6 protein-coding genes and 1 pseudogene are annotated in these 6,173 nt (G+C 75.4%); 3 read left to right on the top strand and 4 right to left on the bottom strand.

The genetic code is table 11. The features are described 5' to 3' along the window. A pseudogene (locus ACIQI7_RS38845) lies at window positions 1–100 on the top strand (IS481 family transposase); the annotation flags it as partial. Here the strand turns inward: ACIQI7_RS38845 and ACIQI7_RS38840 are convergent. Then, window positions 97–1,770 carry a DUF885 domain-containing protein gene (locus ACIQI7_RS38840; RefSeq protein ID WP_401119576.1) on the bottom strand — a complete coding sequence of 558 codons (1,674 nt, stop codon included), beginning with the start codon at window positions 1,768–1,770 and terminating at the stop codon, window positions 97–99. The pseudogene ACIQI7_RS38845 and the gene ACIQI7_RS38840 overlap by 4 nt on opposite strands. 299 nt (window positions 1,771–2,069) lie before the next feature. Further along, window positions 2,070–2,498: a DUF5997 family protein gene (locus ACIQI7_RS38835; RefSeq protein ID WP_401119574.1), complete on the bottom strand. Its 429-nt coding sequence runs from the start codon at window positions 2,496–2,498 to the stop codon at window positions 2,070–2,072. 58 nt (window positions 2,499–2,556) lie between these two features. Between ACIQI7_RS38835 and ACIQI7_RS38830 the strand changes: the two genes are divergently transcribed. Further along, window positions 2,557–3,381: a LysR family substrate-binding domain-containing protein gene (locus tag ACIQI7_RS38830; RefSeq protein ID WP_401119572.1), complete on the top strand. Its 825-nt coding sequence runs from the start codon at window positions 2,557–2,559 to the stop codon at window positions 3,379–3,381. Window positions 3,382–3,434: 53 nt separating this feature from the next. Further along, entirely contained in the window at window positions 3,435–4,016 is a 582-nt protein-coding gene (locus ACIQI7_RS38825) for a DUF421 domain-containing protein (RefSeq protein ID WP_401119569.1), read from the top strand. 108 nt (window positions 4,017–4,124) lie between these two features. On the opposite strand, the gene ACIQI7_RS38820 is transcribed toward ACIQI7_RS38825, so the two are convergent. Together ACIQI7_RS38820 and ACIQI7_RS38815 are read right to left on the bottom strand one after the other, a co-directional pair. Then, a complete protein-coding gene (locus ACIQI7_RS38820; protein WP_401119566.1) occupies window positions 4,125–4,853 on the bottom strand; it encodes a rhomboid-like protein in 729 nt (242 codons plus the stop codon). Window positions 4,854–5,043: 190 nt separating this feature from the next. After that, window positions 5,044–5,964 carry a cytochrome P450 gene (locus ACIQI7_RS38815; RefSeq protein WP_401119563.1) on the bottom strand — a complete coding sequence of 307 codons (921 nt, stop codon included), beginning with the start codon at window positions 5,962–5,964 and terminating at the stop codon, window positions 5,044–5,046. Window positions 5,965–6,173 lie beyond the last annotated feature (209 nt).

Genomic DNA, 6,173 nt, shown 5'->3' with positions numbered 1-6,173 from the left:
CGACTGGCTCCACACCTACAATCACCACCGCGGACACACCGCACTCGCAGGCAAACCACCCGCCAGCCGCGTCCCCAACCTCACTGGTCAGTACACCTAGTGCTCCAGGATCCAGTCCGTCACCAGCTCCTCCAGCACCGCCAGCGGCAGGCTGCCGTGCCCGATCAGCTGGTGGTGGAACTCCCGGACGTCGAACCGGGCGCCGAGCACGGCCTGTGCCCGCTCCCGGTGCCGCACGATCTCCCGGCGGCCGATCAGGTAGGCGGTGGCCTGGCCCGGCCAGGCGATGTAACGGTCGATCTCGTTGCGGACGTTGGCCTCGGTGGTGGCGGTGTTGGCCCGCAGGTAGGCCTTCGCCCGCTCCCGGGACCAGCCGTAGTGGTGCATGCCGGTGTCCACCACCAGCCGGACCGCCCGCAGCGCGTCCAGCGAGAGCATGCCGAACCGGGACAGTTCGGAGCCGTACAGCCCCATCTCGTCCGCGAGCCGCTCGGTGTACAGGCCCCAGCCCTCGACGTGGGCGGTCAGCTGGCCGCTCGGGTTCCGCCGGAACCGCGGCAGGTGGTGCAGGGTCTGGGCGACGGCGAGCTGGAGGTGGTGGCCGGGCACGCTCTCGTGGAAGGCGATCGCCTCGTACTCGTAGCTGAACCGGGTCTCCGGGCGCAGCGTGTTGATCCAGTGGGTGCCGGGCAGCCCGCCCGGGCCCGGCGGCTGGTAGTAGGCCAGCGGCGCGGTCTCCGCCTCGATCGGGTCGATCTCCTTGGTCACGCAGTCGGCGATCGGGTACGGGCGGAACCAGTCGGCGGAGGCCCGGCGGGCCCGCTCCAGCGCGCCGTCCACCAGGGCGACGATCTCGGCAGCGCTCCCGAAGCGCAGCGCCGGGTCCTCGCGCAGGGCGGTCAGGACGGCCGCGGGGTCGGTGACGCCCAGCACCTTGCCGCCCAGCTCGGCGAACTCCTCGCGGAGCGCCTCGACGGCCTCCAGACCGGTCCGGTGCACCTCCTCGGGGGTGAGGCCGGGCCGGGTGAAGCGGGCGACGGCGTCCGCGTAGCCCTCGGTACCACCGGGCACGTGGCAGACCCCGGCCTTGTCGTCCGGCCGGGCGCCCGGCGCCAGCCGCTCGGCCAGCCCGGCCCGGAAGCGGGCCACCGCCGGGCGGACGGCGTCCCGCACGAGGGTGTGGGCGCGCTCGAACTCCGGGCGGCCGGCCAGCGGCCGCAGCAGCTTGTCCTCGGCCGGGGCGGTGGCCAGGTGGGCGTCCAGCTGGGCGACGGCGGCGTCCACCCCGCTGCGCAGCGGGCGGCGGCCCTCGGCGGCGGCGTCCAGAGTGCGGCGCAGGACGGCGTCGAAGTAGCCGGGCAGGGCGGCGAGCCGCTCCACGAAGGCGTCGGCGCCCTCCTGGTCGACGGAGGTCATGGTGAGCGCGGTGAAGGCCTCGTTCTGCGGGGCGACGATGGTCGCCGAGACGCTGAACTCGGCCAGCCCGTGGGTGATCCCGCCGATGCCGTTGTCGATCAGCCGGGCGAGCACCCGGTGGGTGATCCGGTCCTCGCCCGCCAGCGCGTCCAGCGGGATCGCGGCCAGCCGGCCGGCGAAGCCCCGCAGCGCCTCGCGGTGCCGGTGCGCGGCCGCGCGGGACGGGTCGGGCACCAGGTGGCCGTAGCCCTCGACCCCGCTGAGGGTCGCCTCGAACGGGTTGTGGGTGTTCTCGGCGGCGAAGAACTCGTCCGCGAGTGCGGCGAGTCCGGCGTGCTGAGGCTGCTCGATCACTGGTCCCCCTGGTCCGGTGCGGTCGGTGCGGCACGGGAGGCCGGTGGGGCGCCCCGATCCCGCCGATTATTCGGAGCGACCGGCGGCGCGGTCAATACGCGGCGGGGGGAGGGGAGTTCCACCCGGGGCCGGTGCCGGCCGCGCCGCCGCCGGGGGCCGGGACGGAGCCGTACGGCCTCGTCCGGCGGGCCCGCACACGACGGTGCCGACGCCCGTCGGAACGGACGCCGGCACCATCGTCGTGCAGCGGCCCGGCCACCGGCGCCGGAGCGCCGCCGTGCCGGGCGGTGGAGGACGGGTCAGCGGGCCTGGGCGGCCTTGCCCTCCTTGGCGGCCTTGGCGGCGGCCTCCTTCTCGTGCTTCTCCTTGATCCGGGCGGTCTCCTTGCGGAGGTCCACCTGGTTGGCGCGCTCGTGCTGGAGCCAGAGCGGGTTCTCGGCCTTGATCGCCTCGATCTGCTCGGTGGTGAGCGCCTCCGTCACGCCGCCGCGGGCGAGACCGGAGATCGAGATGCCGAGCTTGGCGGCGACCACCGGGCGCGGGTGCGGGCCGTTCTGGCGCAGGTCCCGGAGCCACTGCGGCGGCTCGGACTGCAGCGCGTTGAGCTCCTCGCGGGAGACCACGCCCTCCTGGAAGTCGGTCGGCGCCGCGTCGAGGTAGATCCCCAGCTTCTTGGCCGCCGTGGCCGGCTTCATGGTCTGGCTGGTCTTCTGCTTGAGCGATGTCATGGAGACAAGGGTAAGGGAGTGCGCGGGCGCTTCCGGTCACGGTCGGTAGCCTTGCCCTGTGACAGACATGCAGGTGAACCCCTCCTTCCGGCTCGTGTACGTCCCGGGCGTGACCCCCGGCAAATGGGTCCGGGTCTGGAGCGAGCGGCTCCCGGACGTTCCGCTGGAGCTCCTCGCGGTGCCGTTCGGCGACGGCGAGCGCACCCTGCGCGAGGGCGGCGCGGACGCCGGACTCGTCCGGCTGCCCGTCGACAAGGACGTGCTGAGCGCGATCCCGCTCTACACCGAGACCACCGTCGTGGTCTTCCCCAAGGACCACTGGCTCGCCGCCGCCGAGGAGGTCCCGCTGGACGACCTGGCCGAGGAGCTGGTCTTCCACCCGCTCGACGACACCCTCGGCTTCACCGCCGACACCCTCCCCGGGCGCCCCGCCATCGCCCGTCCGGACCGCACCGAGGACGCGATCGAGCTGGTCGCGGCGAACGTCGGCGTGCTCCTGGTGCCGCAGTCGCTGGCCCGGCTGCACCACCGCAAGGACCTCACCTACCGGCCGGTGGTGGAGGCGCCGCAGTCCCAGGTGGCGCTGGCCTGGCCGCAGGAGCGGACGACGGACCTGGTGGAGGAGTTCATCGGGATCGTCCGCGGCCGCACGGTCAACAGCTCGCGCGGGCGCGGGGCCGGGCAGGCGGCGCCCGAGGCGCAGCCGAAGAAGGCGGCGGCCGGCCGGGGCAAGCCGCAGCAGAAGGCCGGCGGGCAGCGGAGCGGTGCGCAGAAGTCGGGCGGGCAGAAGCCCGGCGGGCAGCGGGCGGGGACCCAGAAGGCCGGCGGAGCCAAAACCGGCGGGCGGGGCGCGGCGGCCCGGCGCGGCAGGCCGAAGCGGTGACCGTGGCGTAGCGTCGGCCCCGTTCCCAGAGCCGAGGCGGGAGGAGCGGGGCAGTGTGGCACGACCTGATGGCCGTCCAGATTCCGATCGTGGAGAAGGTGCTCCGCACGATCGCCGTCTACGCGCTGATCCTGGTGCTGTTCCGGCTCGTCGGGAAGCGCGGGCTGGCGGGGATGAACACCTTCGACATGGTGGTCGTCCTCCTGCTCTCCAACGTGGTGCAGAACGCCGTCATCGGCAACGACGACAGCCTGCTCGGCGGCGTGGTCGGCGCGGTCACCCTGATCGCGGTGAACTCCGCCGTCACCCGCTGGCTCGCCCGCGACCCGAAGGCCGCCCGGCTGCTGGAGGGCACCGCCACCACCGTGGTGGAGGACGGCCGGCTGGTGCCCGGGGCACTGCGCAGCCTGGCGCTGCGCCCGTCCGAGCTGGAGCACGCGATCCGGATCCAGCACGGTGACGGCCTCGGCGAGGTCGCCCGGGCCCGGCTGGAGCCGGACGGACAGTTGCTGGTCGCCCTCAAGCCGGACGAGCAGGGCGCCACCCGGGGCGACGTCGAGGACCTGCGGCGCCGGCTGGCGGAGATCGAGCGGCTGCTCACCGCCATCGCGGCCGACCGCCGGCCGCCTCGCTGACGCGGGGTCAGCGCCCCGGCGGGACGGCGCGGTCGGCGCGAACGGGACGGACCGCGTGGACGGCGCCGACCGGGTGGGCGCCGCGGACGCCGAGGACGGTGCGGACGATCACCGGTGGAGGTCCGCCGGGCCGAGGGACCCGGCGCGGCGCCGGCGGGCGGCGGTGAGCGCGACGCCGGCGGCCAGGGCGAAGCCGAGGGCGGCGGCGAGGAGGTGGCCCACGGTGGTGAAGTCCGGCAGGGGGCCGGGCCATTCGCCGTCGCCGGACAGCGGCCAGGCCACGACGAAGGCGGCCCAGGGCAGCCGGGCCCAGCGGGGCACGGCGAGGGTGGCGAGGGCGAGGACGGTCTGGGCGCCGTAGCTGATGCCGTAGTCCGAGGCCTGGCGCACGCTCTCCGGGTACCAGCCCTGCCGCAGGGAGAGCAGGATCACCGCGGCGGTGACCAGGGTGGCGGCGATGTGCCCGCCGAGGAAGACGGCGGCGGCGCGCGGGCCGCCGAAGCGCCGTTCGGTCCAGGCGAGGCAGCAGCAGACGCCGAGGCCGAGGGTGATCAGGGTGCCGCCGAAGCCGGTGGTGAGGATCTCGGTGAGGGTGCCGTCGAAGAGCAGCGCGCTGCCGAACAGGGCGGTGACCGGGTGGTCGTGCAGGTTGTCGAGGTTGGTGCTGATGTGGTCGCGGAGCGCGTCCGCCCGCTCCGCCGTGAGCAGGTCCTCGACCCAGACGTGCCCGAGCAGGAGCAGGAGGACGTAGCCGAAGGTCAGCGGCGAGCGGCGCGGATACGTCCGGACGGCGCGGAGCAGCCCGGTCAGGAGGCCCCGTGGGGTGCGAGCGTTCATGGTCTGGTGGTGTCCCGGTCGAGCGGCCTGGTTCCGGCCGGCGCCCGTGCGGCCGGCCACGCCGGGACAGTACCGAAGCCCGGTCACCGGCCGCCGGTCGGCTCCCGGGTCGGTGACGTCGGGCAACCCGGGTCGGTGACGTCCGGGCTCCCGGGTCGGTGAAGCCGGGGACCGCGCTTCCCGGCACCGGTCAGCGGACCCGGCGGAACAGCGTCGCGGTGAACGGCCGGGGTTTGAGGGAGGGGCCGCGGGTGGGGCGGACGGGGCGGCCGGGGGTGGGGGTGATGGCCCAGTGGGCGGCGATGGTGGCGATGGCGAGGACGGCCGTGGCGGTGCCGAAGGCGTCGCCGGCGCAGCGGTGGGCGCCGAGGCCGAAGGGCGTCCGGGTGCCGGGGGCGGGCCGGGCGGTGGTGAGCCAGCGGTCTGGGTCGAAGCGGTCGGGGCGGGGGAACAGGTCGGCCCGGCGGTGCAGCAGGTAGGGGCTGTACAGCAGGGTGGCGCCGGCCGGGACGCGGTGGCCGCCGAGCTCGGTGTCGGTGGTGGCGGTGCGGCTGAGGATCCACGGCGGCGGGTAGAGCCGCCGGGTCTCGCTGACGATCCGGGCGGTGAGCGGGAGCGCGGGCAGGTCCTCGAGGCGGGCGGGGCGGCCGTCCAGGACTGTGTCGAGTTCGGTGTGCAGCCGCATCCGGACGGCCGGGTTGGCGGCGAGCAGCGTCCAGGCCCAGGAGAGGGTGGCGGCGGTGCTCTCCGGGCCGGCCGGCAGGAAGGCGGCGAGCCGCTCGTGGACCTCGGCGCCGGACGGGGGCCGGCCGTCCTCGTCCGGCGCGGCGAGCGGCGTGGGGAGCAGGTCGAGGCGGTCGGTGCCGGCGGCGCGGTGGTCCGCGGTCAGCCGCCGGGTGAACTCCCGCAGGTCCTGCCGGGCGTGGCGGAGGCGACGGTTGCCGGGGGTGGGGAGGCGGTCGGCGCCGGGCGGCGGCGAGCCGGCCCGCTCGTGCCCGGCGACCAGGCAGCGGGCGGTGACGGCGGTGGAGAGGCGGCACATCGCGGCGGGGACGTCGATCACGTCGCCGTCGCGCCAGCGGGCGGTGGCGTCGGCGATCCCCTCGGCCATCGGCGCGGCGTGGTCGGGCAGCCGGTCGCGGGGGAGGGCGGGTGGCGGCGGCCGGTGCCGGTGGGCGGTGGCGGGGCAAGCCGCGAGGCCGTCGTCGAAGGCCTCCCGGGCCCCGCTTGGGTTCTAGGGATCGTTGCAACATCCCAGTTGGGGAGTGCAATGACCTTCGAGATCCGCAAGGATCGGACGGTGCGGGGACGGCGGAAGCT

Source organism: Kitasatospora sp. NPDC092039, assembly GCF_044756065.1.
GTDB lineage: Bacteria > Actinomycetota > Actinomycetes > Streptomycetales > Streptomycetaceae > Kitasatospora.
Note: the sequence above shows the minus strand (reverse complement) of the source record. Positions and strands in the feature narration are given on the sequence as shown.

Bases quoted from the DNA above. Each gene is read 5' to 3' on its own strand.
- ACIQI7_RS38835 (WP_401119574.1), bottom strand. From the start codon at position 2,498: ATGACATCGCTCAAGCAGAAGACCAGCCAGACCATGAAGCCGGCCACG.
- ACIQI7_RS38820 (WP_401119566.1), bottom strand. From the start codon at position 4,853: ATGAACGCTCGCACCCCACGGGGCCTCCTGACCGGGCTGCTCCGCGCC.
- ACIQI7_RS38815 (WP_401119563.1), bottom strand. From the start codon at position 5,964: ATGGCCGAGGGGATCGCCGACGCCACCGCCCGCTGGCGCGACGGCGAC.